Annotated in this window: 19 protein-coding genes; 9 read left to right on the top strand and 10 right to left on the bottom strand. The window is 69.8% G+C overall.

The window, feature by feature from the left end; all coding sequences use genetic code 11:
* Positions 1–69: 69 nt before the first annotated feature.
* From Psi02_RS25365 to Psi02_RS25355, 3 genes are all read right to left on the bottom strand, one after another.
* The gene (locus tag Psi02_RS25365) at positions 70–300 is read right to left on the bottom strand and encodes a hypothetical protein (protein WP_203978156.1); all 231 of its coding nucleotides are present in this window, start codon (positions 298–300) and stop codon (positions 70–72) included.
* Complete coding sequence (locus Psi02_RS25360; RefSeq protein ID WP_203978155.1) at positions 297–1,442, bottom strand: inorganic phosphate transporter; 1,146 nt, start codon at positions 1,440–1,442, stop codon at positions 297–299. The genes Psi02_RS25365 and Psi02_RS25360 overlap by 4 nt, the downstream gene beginning before the upstream one ends.
* Before the next feature lie 98 nt (positions 1,443–1,540).
* On the bottom strand, positions 1,541–2,986 hold the full coding sequence (locus Psi02_RS25355) for an aldehyde dehydrogenase family protein (protein ID WP_203978154.1): 1,446 nt from the start codon (positions 2,984–2,986) through the stop codon (positions 1,541–1,543).
* Between the two features lie 215 nt (positions 2,987–3,201).
* On the opposite strand from Psi02_RS25355, the gene Psi02_RS25350 reads away from it, so the two are divergent.
* Complete coding sequence (locus Psi02_RS25350; protein ID WP_203978153.1) at positions 3,202–3,828, top strand: TetR/AcrR family transcriptional regulator; 627 nt, start codon at positions 3,202–3,204, stop codon at positions 3,826–3,828.
* 3 nt (positions 3,829–3,831) lie between these two features.
* On the opposite strand, the gene Psi02_RS25345 is transcribed toward Psi02_RS25350, so the two are convergent.
* On the bottom strand, positions 3,832–5,265 hold the full coding sequence (locus Psi02_RS25345; RefSeq protein WP_239095139.1) for a PucR family transcriptional regulator: 1,434 nt from the start codon (positions 5,263–5,265) through the stop codon (positions 3,832–3,834).
* A 103-nt stretch (positions 5,266–5,368) separates the two neighbouring features.
* Between Psi02_RS25345 and gabT the strand changes: the two genes are divergently transcribed.
* The 3 genes from gabT (at position 5,369) to Psi02_RS25330 (ending at position 7,711) form a co-directional block, all read left to right on the top strand.
* Positions 5,369–6,739, top strand: coding sequence for a 4-aminobutyrate--2-oxoglutarate transaminase (gene gabT, locus Psi02_RS25340; RefSeq protein WP_203978152.1), 1,371 nt, complete (start codon positions 5,369–5,371; stop codon positions 6,737–6,739).
* 162 nt (positions 6,740–6,901) lie between these two features.
* A complete protein-coding gene (locus Psi02_RS25335) occupies positions 6,902–7,150 on the top strand; it encodes a hypothetical protein (protein ID WP_239095138.1) in 249 nt (82 codons plus the stop codon).
* 39 nt (positions 7,151–7,189) lie between these two features.
* Positions 7,190–7,711 carry a DoxX family protein gene (locus tag Psi02_RS25330; protein ID WP_203978151.1) on the top strand — a complete coding sequence of 174 codons (522 nt, stop codon included), beginning with the start codon at positions 7,190–7,192 and terminating at the stop codon, positions 7,709–7,711.
* Here the strand turns inward: Psi02_RS25330 and Psi02_RS25325 are convergent.
* From Psi02_RS25325 to Psi02_RS25310, 4 genes are all read right to left on the bottom strand, one after another.
* Positions 7,632–8,828, bottom strand: coding sequence for an extracellular solute-binding protein (locus Psi02_RS25325; RefSeq protein WP_203978150.1), 1,197 nt, complete (start codon positions 8,826–8,828; stop codon positions 7,632–7,634). The two genes, Psi02_RS25330 and Psi02_RS25325, sit on opposite strands and share 80 nt — an antisense overlap.
* 104 nt (positions 8,829–8,932) lie before the next feature.
* Positions 8,933–10,438: a CoA-acylating methylmalonate-semialdehyde dehydrogenase gene (locus Psi02_RS25320; RefSeq protein ID WP_203978149.1), complete on the bottom strand. Its 1,506-nt coding sequence runs from the start codon at positions 10,436–10,438 to the stop codon at positions 8,933–8,935.
* Positions 10,425–11,753: an aspartate aminotransferase family protein gene (locus Psi02_RS25315; RefSeq protein ID WP_203978148.1), complete on the bottom strand. Its 1,329-nt coding sequence runs from the start codon at positions 11,751–11,753 to the stop codon at positions 10,425–10,427. Before Psi02_RS25315 ends, Psi02_RS25320 begins: the two co-directional genes overlap by 14 nt.
* Before the next feature lie 121 nt (positions 11,754–11,874).
* On the bottom strand, positions 11,875–13,338 hold the full coding sequence (locus Psi02_RS25310) for an MFS transporter (protein ID WP_203978147.1): 1,464 nt from the start codon (positions 13,336–13,338) through the stop codon (positions 11,875–11,877).
* Between the two features lie 83 nt (positions 13,339–13,421).
* On the opposite strand from Psi02_RS25310, the gene Psi02_RS25305 reads away from it, so the two are divergent.
* From Psi02_RS25305 to Psi02_RS25290, 4 genes are all read left to right on the top strand, one after another.
* Positions 13,422–14,165 carry a TetR/AcrR family transcriptional regulator C-terminal domain-containing protein gene (locus Psi02_RS25305; protein ID WP_203978146.1) on the top strand — a complete coding sequence of 248 codons (744 nt, stop codon included), beginning with the start codon at positions 13,422–13,424 and terminating at the stop codon, positions 14,163–14,165.
* Positions 14,166–14,203: 38 nt separating this feature from the next.
* Positions 14,204–15,814 (top strand): PucR family transcriptional regulator, encoded by a 1,611-nt coding sequence (locus Psi02_RS25300; RefSeq protein ID WP_203978145.1) that lies wholly within the window; start codon positions 14,204–14,206, stop codon positions 15,812–15,814.
* A gap of 154 nt (positions 15,815–15,968) precedes the next feature.
* Positions 15,969–16,175 (top strand): hypothetical protein, encoded by a 207-nt coding sequence (locus Psi02_RS25295; protein WP_203957206.1) that lies wholly within the window; start codon positions 15,969–15,971, stop codon positions 16,173–16,175.
* 138 nt (positions 16,176–16,313) lie between these two features.
* The gene (locus tag Psi02_RS25290; protein WP_203978144.1) at positions 16,314–17,858 is read left to right on the top strand and encodes a phosphodiester glycosidase family protein; all 1,545 of its coding nucleotides are present in this window, start codon (positions 16,314–16,316) and stop codon (positions 17,856–17,858) included.
* 104 nt (positions 17,859–17,962) lie between these two features.
* On the opposite strand, the gene Psi02_RS25285 is transcribed toward Psi02_RS25290, so the two are convergent.
* Positions 17,963–18,847, bottom strand: coding sequence for a phenylalanine 4-monooxygenase (locus Psi02_RS25285; RefSeq protein WP_203978143.1), 885 nt, complete (start codon positions 18,845–18,847; stop codon positions 17,963–17,965).
* Between the two features lie 132 nt (positions 18,848–18,979).
* On the opposite strand from Psi02_RS25285, the gene Psi02_RS25280 reads away from it, so the two are divergent.
* A complete protein-coding gene (locus Psi02_RS25280) occupies positions 18,980–19,450 on the top strand; it encodes an Lrp/AsnC family transcriptional regulator (RefSeq protein ID WP_203978142.1) in 471 nt (156 codons plus the stop codon).
* A gap of 27 nt (positions 19,451–19,477) precedes the next feature.
* On the opposite strand, the gene Psi02_RS25275 is transcribed toward Psi02_RS25280, so the two are convergent.
* The coding region (locus tag Psi02_RS25275) for a VOC family protein (protein WP_308442267.1) at positions 19,478–19,925 on the bottom strand (448 nt) is incomplete at its 5' end.

Here is a 19,925-nt window from a genome sequence, read left to right as displayed (position 1 = left end):
CCTCGGAAGTCCCCAGAAGTTCGTGAGACTACACAACCATCCCAAACAGGAGATTGCGGGAGAGCACCGTCACTTTTTCAACATCACGTACAACCCGAGCGCCGCACCGGCGACGACGATCGTGAAGCACACCACCGCGAGGGCCAGGCCCGCCACCCTGGCCTGAGATCCCGCGTTCGGGGCCGTGCGCGCGGCCAGCCCGACCATGCCCACGGCGAACAGGGCGACGAGGCCCACACCCCCGGCCAGGCCGACGACCAGCACCTTCCACAGGGCGTCGACGTCGACATACTGGTTCACGCGACTCGCTCCTTCTCCGGGTCCAGCGTCCCGGTCCACTCCGCGTTGACGTTGGCGTGCGTGACGGGCACCCTCCGGGCCGCCAGGTAGAGAGCCGCGGCGAACACCACCGCGACGGCGAAGATCACCGCGACGCCGCCCGTCCCGCCGATGACGTCCGCCCCCTTCCACGCGCCCGCTCCGACGAGCGCCGCAGCGGGGATCGTGAACAGCCAGGCCGTCACCATGCGGCCGGCGACGCCCCACCGGACCTCCGCCAATCGCTTGCCGATCCCGGCGCCCATGATCGAGCCACTGCAGACATGCGTCGTGGAGAGCGGGAACCCGAAGTGGGAGGCCGCGAAGATCACGGCGGCCGACGAGCCCTCGGCGGCGAAGCCCTGCGGGCTCTCGATCTCGGTCAGCCCCTTGCCCAGCGTCCTGATCACCCGCCAGCCGCCGATGTAGGTGCCGAGCGAGATCGTCAGGGCGCAGGCGGCGACCACCCAGAACGGCGTGCCCTCGCCGGGGCCGATCGTGTGGTTCGCGATCAACGCCAGCGTGATGACGCCCATGGTCTTCTGGGCGTCGTTCGTGCCGTGCGCGAGGGACACCAGCGACGCGGAACCGATCTGACCGAGCCGGAACCCGCGGGACCTGGTCGACTCCGGGACGTTCCGCGTGATCCGGTACACCAGGAAGGTCCCCGCGATGGCCACCGCCGCGGCGAAGACGGGCGACAGGACGGCGGGGACGATCACCTTGGACATCAGGCCGTCCACCTTCACGGCAGAGCTTCCTGCGGCGATGAGCGTGGCTCCCACGACGCCCCCGATCAGCGCGTGGGACGAGCTGGAGGGCATGCCGAAATACCAGGTCATGAGGTTCCAGGCCAAGCCGCCGACCAGGCCGGCGAACACGACGGTCAGCGTGACGGCGCCGCTTTCCACGATCCCGCTCGCGATCGTCGCCGCCACCTTCAGCGACAGGAACGCGCCGGCGAAGTTGAGGACGGCGGACAGTGCCACGGCGATGCGCGGACGCAGCGCCCCTGTCGCGATCGAGGTGGCCATGGCGTTGGCGGTGTCATGGAATCCGTTGGTAAAGTCGAAGCCGAGCGCCGTGATGACGACGACTCCCAGAAGCAGGGCGTTGGCGTCCATGCCTCGGTCCCTGCGCGAAGGAAGGGGCGATAATCCCCTTTATCCTATTCTTCGCCTCTCGTTCACCAGTAATTCGACATCCGCCGAACGCCTCGCGCTCAGAGTGACAGGCCGGTGAGGACCATGACCTTCTCATACGTCAGGTCGTCCATCGCCGAGTGCAGTCCCTCGCGGCCGATGCCCGACTCCTTGACCCCGCCGTAGGGCATCTGGTCGGCCCGGTAGGAGGGCACGTCGCCGATGATCACGCCGCCGACCTCCAGTTCGCGGTTCGCCCGGAAGGCCGCGTCGAGGCTCCGGGTGAAGACGCCGGCCTGCAGGCCGTACTTGGAGTCGTTGACCGCGGCGAACGCCTCGCCGATGGAGCCCGCCCGCTGGACGACCATGACGGGTCCGAAGACCTCCTCGCGGACGACCTTCGCGTCGGAGGGCACGTCGGTCAGCACGGTGGGAGTGAAGGCGGCGCCGTCCCGCGTGCCCCCGGCCAGCACCCGCGCGCCGGCGGAGACCGCCTCGGCGACCCAGCCCTCCACCCGCACCGCCGCGTCCTCGCTGACGAGCGGCCCGACCTGGGTCTTCTCGTCCGCGGGGTCTCCCGTGACGAGCGCGCCGACGGCCGACAGCAGCTTCCCGGTGAACTCCTCCGCGACGGACTCCTCGACGATCACCCGCTGTACGGCGATGCAGCTCTGGCCGGCCTGGTAGTTGGAGAACAGGGCGATCCGGCTCGCCGCCCAGTCGAGGTCGGCGTCCGCGAGGACGACCGCGGCGGCGTTGCCGCCGAGTTCGAGCGTGACGTGCTTGCGCGGGACCTGATCCTTGATCGCGAACCCGACCGGACCCGAGCCGGTGAACGAGACCACCGGAAGCCGGGGATCCTCCACGAGCGCACCGGCCCGGTCGTTCGGGACGGGCAGCACGGAGAACATGCCCTCAGGCAGGTCGGTCTCGGCCAGGATCTCCCCCAGCACGAGCGAGGACAGCGGCGTCGCGGGCGCGGGCTTGACGATGATCGGGGCGCCGACGGCGATGGCCGGGGCGACCTTGTGCGCGACCAGGTTCAACGGGAAGTTGAACGGCGTGATCGCCAGCACCGGCCCGTACGGCACGCGCGTGACGTAGGCCAGGCGCCCCTGGGCGGCCGGCTCGGTGTCGAGGCGCTGTACGGCTCCGCTGAACCGCCGGGCCTCCTCCGCGGCGAACCTGAACGTGGCCACGGCCCGGCCGACCTCGCCCCTGGCCCACAGGATCGGCTTGCCGTTCTCCGCGGTGATCAGCTGGGCGATCTCCTCCGAGCGCTCGGAGAGCCGCCGGGAGACGTGCGCGAGGGCCTCGGCCCGTACGTGGACGGGAAGAGCCGCGGCCTGCCTGCTCACGGCGTGCGCGGCCGCCACGGCCTCCTCGACCTGAGCCGGGGTCGGCACGGAGGCGACGCCGACGACTCGCCCGTCATGGGAGTTGGTCACGGTCAGCTCCGCGTCTCCCGTCACGGGACGGCCGGCGAGCCAGAAGGGGCGAAGATCGGTATCACGGCGCACGTCCATGTTCTGACGGTATGTCAGCAGGTCGCGATAGGCTCTACGCCTCCCAGCACAATCACCCGTCAGCGGCGTACCGATGTGGACAAGTTTGGTACGTCACAAATGCAGCGCAATTTCGGGATGTTTTCCGTTTCAGAGCGGTTTGAAAGCCGAGCCGCATGGTTAAGTCATCATCCGGGTCCGACGCGAGGACCCGATTCGAGAAGGGCTCGTCGCTGATGGGTACGCCGGCGCCGCTCGGTCTTCAGGGTGCCTACGCGCGCGGCCAGCGGAGCACCTACGACGAGCTCCGTACCAAACTCCTCGACGTCGCCAGCGGACTCCTCACCTCGGACGGGCCGGAGAGCCTCACGGTACGGCGGATCGCCACCGAGGCGGATTGCCCGACCCAGGTCATCTACACGATGTTCGGCAGCAAGGAAGGCCTGGCCGAGGCGCTCTATCTCGAGGGTTTCGAGCGTTTCCGCCGCCGTCTGGAGAGCGTGCCGCTGCGCACGGACCCTTACGACTACCTCCTAGCCCTGGGGCCCGCCTACCGCGACGCCGCCCTGTCCGAGCCGGGCTACTACAGCCTCATGTTCGAGCGGGCGATCCCCGAGTTCGTGCCGAGTGAGCGGGCGAGGACACTGGCCCGCGCCGCGCTGAACATCTTCGACCGGGTGATCGCCGACTGCATCTCGGCGGGCTATCTCGTCCCCACGCAGCCCCGGAGGGTCGCCGACGCGTTGTGGGCCGCCGCGCAGGGCGCGCTCAGCTTGGAACGTGCCGGTCACCTGCAGGACGCCAAGACCTACGAGACCGTCACCACCGCCACGATCTCCTCCTTCCGGACCAAGAGCGGCTGACCTTCACAGGCACAGCGCGATCCAGAGCTCGGCCCGCGCCGAGGGATCGTCGAGATCACGGCCGAGCAGTTCGCTCACCCTCTTCATCCGGTACCTGAGCGTGTGCCGGTGGATCCCCAGCCGCTGCGCCGCCGCGTCCCAGTGACCGTTGCTGGCGAGATAGGCCCGCAGCGACTCGACCAGGTCGCCGCGCGAGCCGTACTCACGAAGCGGCGCGAGCATGGCGGCCGCGAACGCCGTCGCCGCGCCGGGCTCCAGCAGTGCCAGCAGCCCCTGCCCGGCCAGTTCGGCGAAGTGCGCCACCGGGTGGGCCGAGGCCAGCGCACGCTCGGCCTGGTCGAGGCCGAGGGCCAGGGCGACCCCGGGAACGCCCACGCCGACGCGGCCGTGCCCGGCGGCACGCTCGGCGAGCCGGTGGGCGTCGGCGGCGGGGGCGAGCGCGACGACCACGCGGCCCCACCGCGCGGTGAAGCACGGCAGCGCCTCGGTGAGCGACTCCTCGTCGGCCGTCTCACAGGCCAGTACGGCCACCGCCCCCTCCGGCAGGGTCCCGCCCAGTGCCGCCAGGGCGTCCGCGGCGGCCTCGGCCTGTCCGGCCAGCAGCAGGCGGAACACGGCGGTGCGCACCCTGCCCGCGGCGGCGCGCTGGTCGCGGCCCTGTTCCAGGGCGAGCGTGAGCAGGGAGCCGGCCGCGTTGACGACGGTGTGCTCGATCGGCGAGAACGGACGCGCCGCCCCGACCACGAAGAACCCGCGGCGGCCGAGCGGCTGGATGATCATGTGTTCGCCGGGGGTGGCCAGCGCCAGGCTGGCCGGCGACGACGTCCTCTTCAGCCGGGCCAGTTCGGGGCGCAGCGCGGCGGCCTTCTCCTGCGCCGGCGGGCCTGTTCCCGTGGCGTCCGCGACGTGTCTGACGGCGCCCGCGTCGTCGAGCAGGAGCGCCCAGCCGGAGATCTCGCGGGCCAGGCGGTCGATGACGGCCCCGGTGCCCGAGGGCTGGAGCGCGGCCCGGGTGAGGCGGCCCTGAGCCGCGAAGGCCCGGCTGATCTCCTCGTACTGCTCGGCGGCGATGAGCTCGCTGACGACCTTGCCGATCGCGATGAACGGGGTGTCCCTCGGCACCTCGACGAGCGGCAGCCCGGCGGCGGCCGCGGCGTCCACATAGGCCGCCGGCACCAGGTCGTGACCGAGGCCGACTCCGAACCCCAGCCCGGTCGCACCCCGTGCGACCAGCCGTGAGATGTACGGCACGGCGTCGCCCGGGGTCAGCCGCATGCCGGTCGTCAGCACCAGCTCTCCGCCCTCGAGGAACGGTGTGGGATCCTCGAGCTCGCTGACCGCCACCCAGCGGACCGGCCGGTCCAGTCCGTCCTGCCCGGCCAGGACGTCCAGGTGCAGCGGCGTGATCGCCGTCACCCGGCGCAGCGTCGGCGCCACCAGCCCCCCAAAGCCCAACTTGTCCGAGTTGGCCAAAAGTACGGCCTTATTCTGCCATGACGACGTATCGGCAGGTGAAGGTGGTGGCCGTACCGTCGAGGGCATGACCGTCGAAGGCACCACCGGCACCGTCCATGGCGGCCCGCGGCTTCCGCAGGAGCGCCGGCTCGTCACCGAGATCCCGGGACCGCGGTCGCGCGAGCTGTTCGCGCGCAAGCAGTCCGCCGTGCCCCCGGGCATCGGCACCACGCTTCCCATCTTCGTGACCCACGCCGGTGGCGGTGTCGTCGTCGACGTGGACGGCAACTCCCTCATCGACTTCGGCTCGGGCATCGCCGTCACGAGCGTGGGGAACTCCGCTCCCCGCGTGGTCGAGCGGGTCCAGAAGCAGGTGGCCGACTTCACCCACACCTGTTTCATGGTCACGCCGTACGAGTCCTACGTGACGGTGTGCGAGAAGCTCAACGCGCTCACGCCCGGCGACCACGACAAGCGCACGTTCCTGGTCAACAGCGGCGCGGAGGCCGTCGAGAACGCCGTGAAGGTGGCCAGGCACGCCACCGGGCGGCCGGCCGTCGTGGTGTTCGACCACGGCTACCACGGCCGGACCCTCCTCACGATGACGCTGACCGCCAAGAACATGCCGTACAAGGACGGCTTCGGCCCGTTCGCGCCCGAGGTCTACCGGGTGCCGCTGGCCTACCCGTTCCGCTGGCCGAGCGGCCCGGAGAACTGCGCCGACGAGGCCGCCGCCCAGGCCATCGACATGATCGAGAAGCAGATCGGCGCGGCCAACGTCGCCGCCGTGGTCATCGAGCCGATCGCCGGCGAGGGCGGCTTCATCGAGCCCGCCCGCGGATTCCTGCCGAAGATCGCCGAGTTCTGCCGGGCAAACGGGATCGTCTTCGTCGCCGACGAGGTCCAGACCGGGTTCGCCAGGACCGGCCACCTGTTCGCCTGCGAGGACGAGGGCATCGTCCCCGACATCATCTGCACGGCCAAGGGCATCGCGGGCGGCCTCCCCCTGGCCGCCGTCACCGGCCGCGCGGAGTTGCTCGACTCGGTCCACGCCAGCGGGCTCGGGGGGACCTACGGCGGCAACCCGCTCGCCTGCGAGGCGGCCCTCGGCGTCCTGGAGACCATCGAGCAGGACAAGCTCGTCGAGCGTGCCGCGCACATCGGCGAGATCATGTTGCCTCGCCTCCGCTCGCTTCAGGAGCGGTTCGGCATCGTGGGCGACGTCCGCGGGCGCGGGGCCATGACGGCGATCGAACTCGTGGTCCCCGGCACCAAGGACCCGCTGGCCGCCGGCCCGATCGCGGCCAGGTGCCATGCCGAGGGGCTGCTGGTGCTCACCGCCGGCACGTACGGCAATGTGCTCCGGTTCCTTCCGCCGCTGGTGATTCCCGACCATCTGCTGGAGGAAGGGCTTTCCATCCTGGAGAGAGCAATCAGTGCGGACCAGAGCGCTTAAATAAGATTAAAAGGGACACCCGCCTTGGCGTCGGGTGTCCCTTTTGTTGTTGTAACGCCCGCACCATGCCGCGATTTAACCGCCTCTTGGCCTGACACGCGCCGATCACAGCCCGTAACCACGTTATAACGGTTTCGATACGCGATCGAGGGGGGACGGGGAATGGGCTGGAATCCGAACGGTGCCGACCGGCTCATGCTGACGTTCGACCCTGCCGGCCTCACCCCCGTCCAACGCGAGGGCGACGCCTGCGTCGTCTGCCACAAGAAGTGGCCCCGCCCCCGTGTGAAGGTCGGCCTGCTCCCCGACAACGCCCCCGTCCACGCCTGCGACGACTGCGCCGAGGCGCTGCTGCCCGCACCGGAAGGCAAGGTGCCTCTTCCCCGCCGCTCCCGCGCCGCGATGTCGTGACGCGAGGCCGGCCCGCATGTGAGCCCAAGAGGTGATCTCATGAGATTCGACCGTTTCCACGGGCCGGTGCTCTCGTTGTTCCGCATGGTGGCGGCCATGTTGTTCATGTGCCACGGCCTGGCCTCGTTGTTCAACCTGTTCGGCGGCAACCGCGGCATGGGTCACGCGGTGGAGTTCGGCACGTGGCCGGGCTGGTGGGCCGCGCTCATCCAGGCGCTCTGCGGGGCGCTCGTCCTCCTCGGGCTCCTCACCCGGATCGGCGCGCTGATCGCGTCGGGGTCCATGGCCTTCGCGTACTTCATGGCGCACCAGCCGAGAGGCGTGCTGCCCCTGACCAACGGCGGTGAGCTGTCGGCGCTGTTCTGCTGGTCGTTCTTCCTCATCGCCGTGCTCGGCCCGGGCACCTGGGCGCTGGACACGCTGATCCGCCGTCGTGGAGACCGCGGAAAGCCGGACGGGCCCGACCTCAGCGTCTGGCTCGCTAACCGTGAGCTATCTGGGACCAGCGTTCAGCCCACTGGGCGTAGTCGTCCGGGCGAACGGCGAAGTAGACGCCCTTGAAGGCCGCCGGCTCTCCCACGTGATAGTCCGTGCAGACCCGCTTCGCGTCGCCCGTGCAGGCGGCCGGGTTCGCCGGGGCGAGGCCGGTCCATGCGGCCGCCGGTCCCTGCGCCTGCGCGGAAGCCGTCCACGCCAGCCACTGGTAGGCGCATGACGGATGAGGCGCGGCCGCGGCGACCATCCACGAGTCCGACCATCCTGTCAGCGGCCGGCGGTCGAGCGCCTTGACGGGCTTGTGCCCGCTCTTCAGCACGTCGAGGTGGTACGGCGTGCCCTGCGCGAGCCGTGCTGAGCCGGAGGCGAAGCCCTCCACGACGTCGATGGGGTCACGCCAGAAGGTCCTGTCCCCGGACTTGTTCGAGGTGAGAAGGGCGACGGCCGCGTCCAACTGGGACGGGGTGAGATCGAACGGGTCCTTGACGCCCCGCCGCTTGAGAGCGAGCGCGGCGGCCGCGATCGTCATCGGGTCGTCCCTGAGCAGCACCGGCCCCTTGTCGGTGAACAGGGCCCCGGCGTCCTTCGGCCTGGTCTTGGTGGTGTCGTAGAGCACCTCGTCGACACCCCACAGGTACGGCACGCCGTACACCTGGTCGTCCTTGGCGTACGCGGGGAGTTCACGCAGGTGCGCGGGGATCTTCGCGTAGTCCTTCACGAGCGCCGTGTTGAGCGGCGCGACCTTGCCTTCGGCGATCAGCCTGCCCGCGATCTCCGGCGTGGCCGAGACCACGTCGAAGGCGCCGAGGGACGCGCCATCCGGCTTCGCCTCCAGGCCGGGGTCGTAGAACGAGAGCGAGACCTTGCAGCCGGTCTTGGCCTCGAAGGGCGCGACCCAGTTGACCGACGGGTCGGTCCCGCCCCACTCGACGTATCCGCTGATCGCCAGGACGCGCAACGCGCCCTCGCCGGGGCCTGCCGACGCCGTCCCCGTCGGGGTGGCCGAGCCGCTCGGCGTGGGGGACGAGGTCGTCGCCGGCGCGGTGACGGGGGTCGTCGCGGCGACGGCGCCCGTCCCCGGCGTGGCCTCGACCGCCCGGGACGATCCGTTTCCTCCGCAGGCCACGGCCAGGAATCCCATGGCCGCCGTGGCGACCACGAGCTGTGTACGGCGAAGCCTCACCGGGCGGACCCCCTCACGAGACGGACGTCACGAGCCTACTGGCCCCGGTGGCCGCGTCCCGCCCCGCTTCGCCGACGGAACGGGCCCCGCCCCGGACGCCGGGCTCAGCCGTTGGTGGGGAAGCCCAGGTTCACTCCGCCGTGGGAGGGCTCGAGCCAGCGCGAGGTGACGACCTTGCCCCGCGTGTAGAAGTGCACGCCCTCGGTTCCGTGAACGTGGGTGTCACCGAAGAGCGAGTTCTTCCACCCCCCGAAGCTGTAGAACGCCATCGGCACCGGGATGGGCACGTTGATGCCGATCATCCCGACCTCGACCTCGTTCTGGAAGCGCCGCGCGGCGCCGCCGTCGTTGGTGAAGACGGCCGTGCCGTTGCCGTACTCGCCGGTGTTGATCAGATGGAGCCCCTCCTCGTAGGACTGCACCCGGACGATCGACAGGACCGGGCCGAAGATCTCCTCACGGTGGACGCGCGAGTTCGCCGGCACGTGGTCGATCACCGTGGGGCCGAGCCAGAAGCCGTTCCCACGGCCGCCGGAGACGGGCGTCTCGCGGCCGTCCACCACGACCTTGGCGCCTTCCTCCACACCGAGGTCCAGGTAGGAGGCGACCTTGTCACGGTGCGCCGCGGTCACCAGTGGTCCCATCTCGGACGCCGGATCGTCGCCCGGGCCGACCGTCAGGCGCCCGACCCTGGAGACGATCTTCTCGACGAGTTCGTCGCCGACCGGCTCGACGGCCAGGACCACGGAGATCGCCATGCAGCGCTCCCCCGCCGAGCCGAAGCCCGCCGAGACGGCCGAGTCGGCGACCAGGTCGAGGTCGGCGTCCGGCAGCACGAGCATGTGGTTCTTGGCGCCGCCCAGCGCCTGGACCCGCTTGCCGTGTGCGGTCCCCGTCTCGTAGACGTACCGGGCGATCGGGGTCGAGCCGACGAAGGACACGGCCTGCACCGCCGGGTGCTCCAGCAGCCGGTCCACCGCGACCTTGTCGCCCTGGACGACGTTGAACACGCCGTCGGGCAACCCGGCCTCCGCCCACAGCTCGGCCATCAGCAGGGACGCCGAGGGGTCCTTCTCCGACGGCTTCAAGACGAAGGCGTTGCCCGCGGCGATGGCCACGGGGAACATCCACATCGGCACCATCGCCGGGAAGTTGAACGGCGTGATCCCCGCGACGACGCCGAGGGGCTGGCGGATCGAGTAGGAGTCGACCCGGGTCGAGACGTTCTCCGAGAAGCCGCCCTTGAGCAGGTGAGGGATGCCGCATGCGAACTCGACGACCTCGAGGCCGCGCGCGACCTCGCCGAGGGCGTCGGAGTGGACCTTGCCGTGCTCGGCCGTGATCAGCGCGGCGAGATCGTCGCGATGACGGTCCATCAGCTCGCGGAAGCGGAACAACGTCTGGGCCCGCTTGGCCAGCGAGGTGTCCCGCCATCCGGGGAAGGCGCGTGCGGCGGAGTCCACCGCCGCGTCGACGTCGGCCACGGACGCGAGGGCGACCTGACCGCCGACCTCGCCGGTCGCCGGGTTGTAGATCTCGGCATGCCGCGCCTGAGGCGCGCCGGCTCCCCCGAAACGGGCGCCGTCGATCCAGTGGTCAACGTGCTTCATCGTTGACCGTCTCCAGCGCGGTGACGAGGATGCGCAGGCCCTCTCGGGCCTCGTCCTCGGTGAGTGTGAGCGGCGGCGCCATGCGCAGAGTGTTGCCGTACAGGCCGCCCTTGCCCGCGAGGAGGCCGAGCTTCTTGGTCACCTCCATGAAACGGGCGACGAGCGCCGGCGCGGGCGCTCCCGTCCCGGGGTCGACCAGTTCGATGGCGAACATCAGGCCCCTGCCGCGCACGGCTCCTACGACGGGGAGCCGCTGCTCGGCCTCGCGCAGGCCGGCGAGGATGATCTCCCCTGTCCTGGCGGCGTTCGCCTGCAGATCGTGGTCGAGCACGTAGTCGAGGGTCGCGTTCGCGGCCGCCATGGAGATCGGGTTTCCGCCGAACGTCGACAGGCCGACGGCGTGCGGGCCGTCCATCAGGTCGGCGCGGGCGACGATGCCGCCGACGGCGAAGCCGTTCCCCGTCCCCTTGGCGAAGGTCAGCATGTCGGGCGTCACGCCGTGGTTCTCGATCCCGAAGAAGGCCGAGCCGGTACGGCCCCAGCCGGACTGGACCTCGTCGGAGATGAACAGGATGCCTTCCTCGTCGAGGACCTCCTTGTAGGCGGCGAACAGGCCGTCGGGCGCCATGGTGAAGCCGCCCACACCCTGGATCGGCTCGGCGATGAGCGCGGCGACGTCATTGGACACCGCGGTGGCGAGCACGTGACGCAGGTCGTCCACGCACGCCTTGATGTAGTCCGCGTCCGACATCCCGCGGAACTGGACGAGGTGCCGGTCGGCGCCGTGCAGGAAGTGCACGTTGAGCGGCGACAGCGAGTTGTTCTTCCACGAGCGGTTGGAGGTCACGCTGATCGCGCCGAACGACCTGCCGTGGTAGCTCTGCCGCATCGCGAGCACCTGGTCCGTCTTGCGGGCGTAGGTGGCGAGCAGCAGCGCGGTCTCGTTGGCCTCGGTGCCGGAGTTGGTGAAGAAGACCTTGGCGTCCGGGATGCCGGAGAGCCGGGCGATCTTCTCGGCCAGCTCCACCTGAGCGCGGATCAGGTAGAGCGTCGAGGTGTGCACGATGCCGGTCGCCAGTTGTCTCTCGACCGCCTCCCGCACCTCGGGCACGTCGTACCCGATCATGTTGGTGAGGATGCCGGCGAAGAAGTCCAGGTAGCTCTTCCCGGATGCGTCGACGACACGGTTGCCCTTGCCGCCGACGATCTCGATGGGCTCGTCGTAGTACAGGCCCATCCAGTTCGGGAGGACCGCGCGGTGCCGTTTGAGCAGGTCGGCGCTGTCGGAGGGCGACTCAGGATCACGGAGAGACATACTTCGAGTATCGCCGCTCCATGTCGCCGCTCCCACCCTCAACATGTCGGCATACCGAGATTTCGCCTTACATGATGGAACGCTCCGGCGAGGCCCGTATGTCAGGACGGGCAGACGGGGTTCACACCGCGGCGGCCTCCTTCTCGACGGCGCCCTCGGCGGCCGGGGTGCGACGCAGGAGCAGCAGCGCCATCACCGCCGCGGCCACACAGAAACCGAACCCGACCACGGAGCCGACCGACATGGCCGACACGAAGGCGTCGCGGCCCGCCTCGGCCACGGCGGGATCTCCCAGCGCGAGCGCGCCGCTGATCGAGTCACGGGCGACCTCGGGAGCGGAGGCCGGCATGGAGGCCGTGTAGACCCCCGCGAGCACGCTGCCCAGCACGGCGACGCTGAGGGCCATGCCGACCTGCTGCACCGTGTCGTTCAGCGCCGAGCCCACGCCCGCGCGCTCCGGCGGCACCGCGCCCATCAACGTGGCGTACGCCGCCGGACCGGCCAGGCCGCCGCCGACACCCATGATCATCAAGCTGACGATGAGCATGCCGTACCCGCCGTCGAGAGTGGCGAGGACGCCGAAGCCGACGGCCATGACGAGCAGGCCCGTGACGATGAGCGTCCGGTTGCCGACCTTCTTGCCCAGTGCCGCCCCGAGGCCGTTGAAGACCAGAGCGGCGAGCACGTACGGCAACAGGGCCATCCCGGCCTTCAGCGGTTCGTAGCCGAGCACGAACTGGAGGTACTGCGTCAGGGCCAGCATCAGCGCCCCGGACCCGAAGGACAGCAGGACGATCGAGAACGATGCCCCGCTGAACGACCGGTCCCTGAAGAGCGACAGCGGCAACATCGGCTGCGCGGCCCTGCGCTCCCACAACACGAAGCCCAGCAGTGCCAGCACGGCCACCGCGGCCACGAGCGGGTTCCACTCGCCGGTGGGCGCGGACACGACCGCGTAGACGAGAGCGCCCATGCCCACGATCGACAACACGACGCCGACCGGGTCGACCGCGCGGGCGTCCCCCTTCGTTTCCGGCATCAGAACGAGCGCCGCGATGATCGCCACGACCGCGATCGGCACGTTGAGCAGGAAGACCGAGCCCCAGTAGTAGTGCTGGAGGAGGAATCCGCCCAGCGTCGGCCCGGCGATCACCCCGGCCATGGCCACCGAACTCCACGCGGCGAACGCCTTCCTGCGCTCGCTCTCGTCGAAGACCGTGATCAGGATGGACATGGTGGACGGCATGACGAAGGAGCCGCCCACCCCCATCAGGGCCCGGGCCCCGATGAGCTGCCACGGCTCTGTCGCGAGCATGGCCGCCACCGACGCGCCCCCGAAGAAGGCCAGGCCGAGGATCAAGAACAGGCGTCTGCCGTATCGGTCGGACAGACTTCCCGCGGTGAGCAGCAGGCCGGCGAAGACCAGGATGTACGCGTCGATGATCCACTGGACGTCCGACGGGGATGCCCCCAACTCGCGCATGAGAGACGGGATCGCCAGGTTGAGCACGGTGTTGTCCACGACGAGGGTCAGCAGACTCAGGCAGAGGACGCCGAGGATCCACCAGCGGCGGGGATGCGACATAGAATCCACCTCGAACAGTGTGCGATAAGACTGGAACACTGTACGACAACCTCGAACGGTGTGCGAGCGAATATCCTGTGGCGGTGTCAGCGAAGCCGTTCTCCTCGGTCTGGACGCGTGAGCGCAAGGGCCCCCGCGACCAGGGCCTGAGTCGCGACCAGATCGTCCGGGCGGCGATGGAACTGCTCGACGAGGACGGCCTCGACGCGCTCAGCATGCGCAAACTCGGGGCGCGGCTCGGAGCGGGGGCGACCAGCCTCTACTGGCACGTGGCGAACAAGGACGAGTTGCTCGAGCTCGTCATGGACAAGGTCTACGCCAAGGTCTCCATCCCCGAGGGGTCGAGCTGGCACGACGCCGCCACCGCTTTCGCGTACGGCATGCGCGACGCCGTCTCCCAGCACCGCTGGAGCATCAGCCTGATCGGCGTGCTCCCCGCTCTCGGGCCCAACGCCATGACGGCCGCCGACCGGCTCATGGCGGCGTTCTCCAGCGCCGGCTTCGACGGGATCGACGTCGACTACGCGGTCACCGCCGTGGTGTCCTACACGCTGGGCGCCACCATCCCCGAGGTCGTCTGGCTCGACGCGCTCGACGAGGCCGGCACCGACGTGGCCGGAATCCAGGCGTCCATGGGACCGCTCATCGAGGAACTGGGGGCCGATTACCCCAGCTTGCAGGAGCGGTACCGCGCCTACGACGACATGGCCTTCGACCCCATGACGGCCCGGCGGATCGCGTTCGACTTCGGGCTGGTGGCGCTGCTCGACGGCCTGGCGGCCCGGCTTCCGCACGGAAGCCGCCGCGATCATCCTGTCAGCGACTGACCCGTCCTCTTTACACAATGATCAGGTAGCCTCGGAACATGCTGCCCACCGTCGCCGACGTGCTCGCGCTGGACGCGGTCCGACGCGGTGATCCGCGCGTCGTCGCAGGCGGCGACCGTCTCGACACACGGGTCCGCTGGGTGCACGTCGGTGAGATCACCGACATCGCCCATCTGCTGCGCGGCGGCGAGCTCGTGCTCACCACGGGCGTGGCCCTGCCGAGCGAGCCGGACAAGCTCGCCGACTACATCTCCGACCTCGCCGCCGTCGGCGCCTCCGGGCTCATCGTGGAGCTGGGCCGCCGGTTCGTCCGCGAGTTGCCGCCCGCGGTGGTCAAGGCCGCGGAAGACCACGGCCTGCCGCTCGTCACCCTCGCACGCGAGACGCCGTTCGTGCAGATCACCGAGTCGGTGCACGCACGGATCATCGACATCCAGCTCCAGGAGCTGCGGGCGTCGGAGCAACTGCACGAGGTCTTCACCGAGCTGTCGGTCGAGGGCGCCTCGCCGTCCGAGGTGCTGACGCAGGTCTCCCGGTTCTCCGGCCGGCCCGTCGTCCTGGAGAACCTCGCCCATCAGGTCCTCGCGTGCGACGCCTCCGGGGGCGACACCGGAACGATCCTGGCCAACTGGGAGACGCGGTCCCGCGCGGTCTCGCCCGAGGAGCGCACCGCGTACGACACCGCCGCCGGGTGGCTCGTCACCATGGTGGGCGCCCGGGGGCAGGACTGGGGACGGCTCATCCTCCTGTGCGACGCCCCTCCGAGCCCCCATGACACCGTGCTCGCCGAACGCGCGGCGACCACGCTCGCACTCAGCCGGCTGCTGGAACGCCACCAGGAGTCGCTCGAACGGCAGGCGCACGGCACGATCATCGCCGGGATCCTCACCCACGCCTACTCCGATCCGGACGAGGCGGCCGCCCGGGCCCGGGCGGTCGGGGTGCCGCTCACCGGCCGCAAGCTGATCAGCGCCGTGATCCGGCTGACCTCCTCGACCGGAACCGCGCTGGGCGAGCAGGCCCAGCTGGGCGAGCTGGCCGAGGCCACGGCGGCCGCCTGCCGCGACGCGCGGCTGCCGGCGCTGGTGGGCGCGCTCGACCAGAGCCGGGTGGGCGTGCTGCTCCCCCTCCCGCCGCGCTCGCTCGCGGAAACGGCGCTCGGCGCCCTCGCCGACCGCCTGCGGGCCGCCTTCCCCACGCCGTTCGTGCTGGCGACCGGTTCCGTGGTCGAGTCGATCAAGGACGTACGGCGCAGCTTCCTCGAGGCCGAGCAGGTGGCCGACGTGGCGGTGCGCCAGCCTGACGGACGCGCGTTCTATCGCCTGCCCGACCTGCGCCTGCGCGGCCTGCTCCACCTGCTGCGCGACGACGCGCGGCTCCAGACCTTCGCCGAGCGCGAACTCGGCGCGCTGCTCGCGCACGACGCCCAGCGGCATGGCGACCTGGCGCGGATCCTGCGCGTCTATCTCGACGCCGGCAGGAACAAGGCGGTCGCCGCGCAGAAGGCGCACCTGTCCCGCCCCGCGTTCTACGACCGGCTCCGGCGGCTCGAACGCATCCTCGAGACCGACCTCGACGACGTCGAGTCGTGCATGTCCCTTCACGTGGCGCTGCTGGCCTTGGAGACATTCCGCCGCGAAAGCCCGTGACCTGGGGATCCACCTCTCCACCCGAATGAGGATCGGGATGAGGGCGCATATGCGGATACAGGTCTGCCTCCCCAGGTGTAAGTCCTATGGCACCCGGCTACTCTCCGTACACTCGCGCACACGGTGTGAATCGTGCTTGTCTCAGAGGGTGCAGATGACGAGCGAACCTCAGATCAGTCCGGCGATCGTGGTGCGAGCCCTGTCCGCCCGGTTCCCCCGGTGGACCATCTGGTGGGGTCAGGCCACCACGCACTACTGGGGCGTCTCACGGCGCCGCAACGGCCTGCTTCTTCACGTGGAGGCCATGTCCGCCCAGGACTTCGTCCAGCAGGCGCGCGAGATCGACGCAGTGACACCGTGACCACGGGCACGGCGACCGCCGTGCGGTTCCACTGGAAAGTCGCGGCCATTTCTCACGATCTTTGGCGTGTACGGCGCGAGCGGCCTGCGATCCTCGTCACGATGGTCCTTCGAAGGATCACGAACGAGGGAAGACCGCATGCGACGCCATCTGATCGTCGGGACCGTCACCGTGGCCCTGACGATGATCACGCTCTCGGCCTTCGCCAGTCCGCTCTCCCCGCTTCCTGGGCCTCGGTACGCTCTGCGCCTGTTTCCCGAGATCTCCGGCCTTCCGGGCCTTCCCTCCGCTCCGCCACCGGCGGCCCTCCCGACGACCGGCTTCCCCCTCGGATCTCCCAAGGCGCCGAAGGTGGTGTCCGAACGGGTCGCACCGGGCATCGATTACTTCACGCTGACGCACGGCACGTCGACCGACGGCTACACCGTCAGCGTCGTGGTGCGCGGCAAGGACGCCCTCTCCGAGACGACCGCGAGGGCCCAGGCCCTCGCGGTGGAGGAGTCCGGTTACAGCCCCTCCATCGTGAAGTTCACCGAACCGGCGGTCGCGGACCATCCGGCCGCCGACTTCTGGACGGTCAGGGTCGGGGCGTGGCCGCTCGGCAAGATGGCCGAGGCCGCCCACGTGGTCAAACAGCTCAAGAAGGCGGGCATCACCGCGAAAGTCGACTTCGGCGGTGACGACGGCTTCCAGACCGGCGGCCCGTGGACCGTGCGAGTCCTCATGATCGACCCTCGCTCCTTCCGCGGCACCTTCCGTTCGTCACTGGGCGCCGGGGTTGCGGCACGGGAGACGGTCTCGGCGATGGCGGCCTCGGCCGACGCCGTCGCGGCGGTCAACGGCGGGTTCTTCGACATCCACACGCGGAAGGACTTCCGCGGTGATCCGACCGGGATCTCCGTGGTGGGCGGCGACCTGCTCAGCGAGGCGGTTCCGGGGCGTACGGGTCTGGTCCTCGCGGGTCGCAGGGCGCGCGTCACCGAGCTGTCCTCGTCTGTCGTGGCGGCCGCAGGCGACGGTGCGAAGCTGGAGGTCGGCGGCCTCAACCGGGTGGCCCGGGCGGATGAGCTGGTGATGTACACCGAGGAACTCGGCCGCGCGACTCCCTCCGATCGCGGAGTCGAGGTGGTGCTCGACGCGTCGGGCGAGGTCTTGCGACCGCGGGGGCCCGGCGCTCCCGTGCCCCACGGCACACGGGTGCTCCACGGAAGAGGCACCGCCGCCGACTGGCTCAGAGAGCACGCCGCCGCGGGCATGACCGTCGACGTCACGGCGAAGGTGACCGATCTGCGCACCGGTCACGTCGTTCCGCTCACCTCGGAGACCAGCATCATCGGCGGAGGGATCGGCCTCGTCAGGGACGGACGGACCTCGATCACCGCCGCCAAGGACGGCATGGCCAACGTCAACATGATCGTCCGACGGCACCCCCGGACGCTCGCGGGAGTGACGGCGTCCGGCGAGCTGGTCGTCGCGGTCGTGGACGGCCGTGCTCCGGACACCAGTGTGGGCGCGTCGTTCTTCGAGTCGGCGGAACTCATGCGCTGGCTCGGCGCCCGGGACGCGATCAGCCTGGACGGCGGCGGCTCGAGCACCATGGTCGTCGGCGGGAAGGTGGTCAACCACCCGTCCGACGGAGCAGAGCGCGGCGTCGGCGACGCCCTGCTCATCGTCGGCAGGTAACCCGGGACGCGCGTCAGACTCCGCACACGATGCCGTCGACCTCTTGCCGGCGACCCACTTGCGGGGGCGGCCGCCGAGGCTGACCGCGCACAGCGGAACGCGGGTCAGCGGGACGCGGCCAGCCGGGCGATCGAGTCGTCGTCGCAGGTGTCCCAGAACGTGCCGACCACGTCCTCCAGGTGGTCGAACGACTCCGCCTCGAACAGCACCTCCTGATACTTCGTGATGTCGTAGTGAGTGGTGCCCATGGCGGCGAGCTCGAGCGGACGGATGTCCATCCCGCGGAACTCCTCGATCTCGCCGGACGAGCTCAGGATGCCCGCGCCGTACGCCTTGGACTCCCCGTCCTCGCGCATGACGCCGAACTCGAGCGTGAACCAGAAGACCTTGGAGACGAACTCCAGCGCCTCATCGGTCTCGACCCGCCGGGCGGCCCGGCCGGCGAGCCGGTAAAGCTCGGCGAAACGCGGGGAGGCCAGGGTGTTCGCGTGTCCGATCACCTCGTGCACGATGTCGGGTTCAGGCGTGTAGAAGGGCACCGAGTGGTGCCGGATGTACTGGGTGGAGTGGAACAGGCCGTCCGCCAGCACGCTGTAGAACTCCCTCAGCGGGACGAGCCCGGCCGCCGGCAGGTACCCGAAACCCGTGATCGGCTTCAGCAGGTCGCTGACCTCCTGAAGTTGCGGGATACGCTCCACCGGCAGCCCCAGGCGAGCTGCGGCGTCGATGAACTCCCGCACCGCGTATTTGCCGTGCTTGACGGCGAGTTCCTGCGTGACGAGCGCCCACACGTGGTGCTCCTCATCGGTGTACTCCGCATGGGGAATGGGCTCACCCGGCTTGTGACCGAGTGCCAGCGCCGCGATGGCGTTACGCCGGTTCCGGTACACCGCGTCCGCGAAACCCGGGTGACCGCTGGCCAACTCGACGACGACGGATCCATCGTCTTGCGTCGCGACTGGAGCAAAGTACTGTGCTTCCTCGAACATAACCCCATATGACAGCAACTCGCCGATTCGCTGACAAGAGCGACCAGTCAGAGTGGGCGGAGCGCACAATCTGCGGCCAAAATGGTGGATTAAGCTAGCCGATTCGACCAGTCGGAGCGTAGCCTCGGGCGCATGCTCGACGCGCTCGACAGTCAACTGTTGATCACCATGCGTGCTCACCCCCGGATCGGGCTGACCGAACTCGCCCGCCTCCTCGGAGTGGCTCGCGGCACCGTTCAGGCGCGCCTGGAGAAGCTGACCATGCGAGGAGTGATCAGCGACTTCGGCCCCACGGTGGCGGCGGAGGAGATCGGCTACCCGATCCTCGCGTTCGCGTCCCTGCAGATCGCGCAGGGCAAGCTCACCGAGGCGGTGCGGACGCTGGGCTCGATACCGGAGATCCTCGAGGTGTACGGCACGAGCGGCCAGGCCGACCTCCTGTGCCGGGTGGTCGCGAGGAGCACGCCGCATCTCCAGGAGATCATCGCGGAGATCCTCGCGTCGCCGGCGGTGCAGCGCACCGATACGACCATCGCCTTGTCGACTCAGATCCCCTTCCGGGTCGAGCCTCTGCTCGGAGCCGCTGTGGAGTCTCCGGCATAGCGAGCACCCGTTCAGGGGGTGGGTCGTTCAGGGATTAGGGGAAGTCGGCCCATGGGGAAGCGGCCGTTCGAGGACCAGGCAGAAGGGGTGGCCGGCTGGATCGGCGTAGATGCGCCACCCGCGGGTGCCGCCGCCGGCGTCAAGCATCGTCGCCCCGCTCGCCAGCACCTGCCGATGTGCCAGGTCGAGATCCTCTACTCCGACATCCAGATGGAACTGCTGCGGGTGGCTCGATTCCGGCCAGCGCGGTGGACGATGGTCCTCCACTCCCTGGAAGGCGAGGACCTGTCCGGAAGCCGTGTGCAGAGTCACCCATTCGTCGCTGAGATCCCATCGTCGATCGCGCCTGTTGACGGTGCCGCCCAGGAGCGCCTGATAGAACCGGGCAAGCGGCAGCGGTTCGGCACAGTCGAGCACCACGCACTGCAGGTTGCCGATCACGACACGGCCCTCCCAGGTTTCGCAGGAAATGCGT

It is taken from the genome of Planotetraspora silvatica, from assembly GCF_016863315.1.
Classification (GTDB): domain Bacteria; phylum Actinomycetota; class Actinomycetes; order Streptosporangiales; family Streptosporangiaceae; genus Planotetraspora; species Planotetraspora silvatica.
The sequence above is the reverse complement of the archived record's forward strand: the minus strand, read 5'-3'. Positions and strand labels throughout refer to the sequence as shown.

What these genes read in the sequence shown, in the direction of transcription:
- Psi02_RS25300 (WP_203978145.1), top strand. Translation starts at nt 14,204, where the DNA reads ATGCTGCCCACCGTCGCCGACGTGCTCGCGCTGGACGCGGTCCGACGC.
- Psi02_RS25335 (WP_239095138.1), top strand. Translation starts at nt 6,902, where the DNA reads ATGGGCTGGAATCCGAACGGTGCCGACCGGCTCATGCTGACGTTCGAC.
- Psi02_RS25355 (WP_203978154.1), bottom strand. Translation starts at nt 2,986, where the DNA reads ATGGACGTGCGCCGTGATACCGATCTTCGCCCCTTCTGGCTCGCCGGC.
- Psi02_RS25310 (WP_203978147.1), bottom strand. Translation starts at nt 13,338, where the DNA reads ATGTCGCATCCCCGCCGCTGGTGGATCCTCGGCGTCCTCTGCCTGAGT.
- Psi02_RS25280 (WP_203978142.1), top strand. Translation starts at nt 18,980, where the DNA reads ATGCTCGACGCGCTCGACAGTCAACTGTTGATCACCATGCGTGCTCAC.
- Psi02_RS25290 (WP_203978144.1), top strand. Translation starts at nt 16,314, where the DNA reads ATGCGACGCCATCTGATCGTCGGGACCGTCACCGTGGCCCTGACGATG.
- Psi02_RS25350 (WP_203978153.1), top strand. Translation starts at nt 3,202, where the DNA reads ATGGGTACGCCGGCGCCGCTCGGTCTTCAGGGTGCCTACGCGCGCGGC.
- gabT (WP_203978152.1), top strand. Translation starts at nt 5,369, where the DNA reads ATGACCGTCGAAGGCACCACCGGCACCGTCCATGGCGGCCCGCGGCTT.
- Psi02_RS25360 (WP_203978155.1), bottom strand. Translation starts at nt 1,442, where the DNA reads ATGGACGCCAACGCCCTGCTTCTGGGAGTCGTCGTCATCACGGCGCTC.
- Psi02_RS25330 (WP_203978151.1), top strand. Translation starts at nt 7,190, where the DNA reads ATGAGATTCGACCGTTTCCACGGGCCGGTGCTCTCGTTGTTCCGCATG.
- Psi02_RS25320 (WP_203978149.1), bottom strand. Translation starts at nt 10,438, where the DNA reads ATGAAGCACGTTGACCACTGGATCGACGGCGCCCGTTTCGGGGGAGCC.
- Psi02_RS25315 (WP_203978148.1), bottom strand. Translation starts at nt 11,753, where the DNA reads ATGTCTCTCCGTGATCCTGAGTCGCCCTCCGACAGCGCCGACCTGCTC.
- Psi02_RS25295 (WP_203957206.1), top strand. Translation starts at nt 15,969, where the DNA reads ATGACGAGCGAACCTCAGATCAGTCCGGCGATCGTGGTGCGAGCCCTG.
- Psi02_RS25285 (WP_203978143.1), bottom strand. Translation starts at nt 18,847, where the DNA reads ATGTTCGAGGAAGCACAGTACTTTGCTCCAGTCGCGACGCAAGACGAT.